Below are 596 nucleotides of genomic sequence, written 5' to 3' on the forward strand. Positions count from 1 at the left end.
CAGCCACTGTTCGTACTCGGCCACCTCGGCGTGGGCGGCCAATGCGGTGGTGTCTTCGCCCCACGCTCTCAGCCCGCGGATGGCGACAAACCGCCACCCTCGTTCCGCGCTGATGGCCAACTCGTGCCGCACCCGTGGCGCCAGCACGGGCCGGAGGTGGACAAGGGCCGGGTCGTCCAGCAACGGCACCGCCGCGCCCAGGGCCGCCTCGGCAACCATGGGGTCGGGGTCGTCCAGGCATCCCGCCACCGCTTGGTACATGGCCGGGCGCAGCGCGCGGACCTCCTGCACGGTCGCCAGGGTCTCCCAGCCGACAACGCCATGCTGATGGGCCGCTTGCTCTTCCTTGTCGCTGACGACCTCGGCCACCCCCGCCAGCCAGGCCAGCAGGTTGGCGCGCAGCGGCCGCTGGTAGATCCGCCAAGTCGGGTTCAGCGACGGTTGGCTGTCGGAGTTGGCCAACAGCGCGGCAACATACAGGGCCGCTGTCCCGGTCTCCCCATACAGCGACTCCTGGTGCAGCAGGCGGCCACCCAGATGATTCAGCCCCCGCTCAACCAAGGTCTGGTCGCCGGAGGTCAGCGCCGCCAGCGCCA

The 596-nt window shown here is 70.6% G+C and carries 1 protein-coding gene; it reads right to left on the reverse strand.

Annotation, left to right across the window (positions count from 1 at the left end):
- A partial coding sequence (locus AKI01S_RS52460) for a hypothetical protein (RefSeq protein ID WP_439951721.1) occupies window positions 1–596 on the reverse strand: 596 nt, incomplete at both ends.

This window comes from Actinomadura kijaniata NBRC 14229, assembly GCF_001552175.1.
Lineage (GTDB): Bacteria > Actinomycetota > Actinomycetes > Streptosporangiales > Streptosporangiaceae > Spirillospora > Spirillospora kijaniata.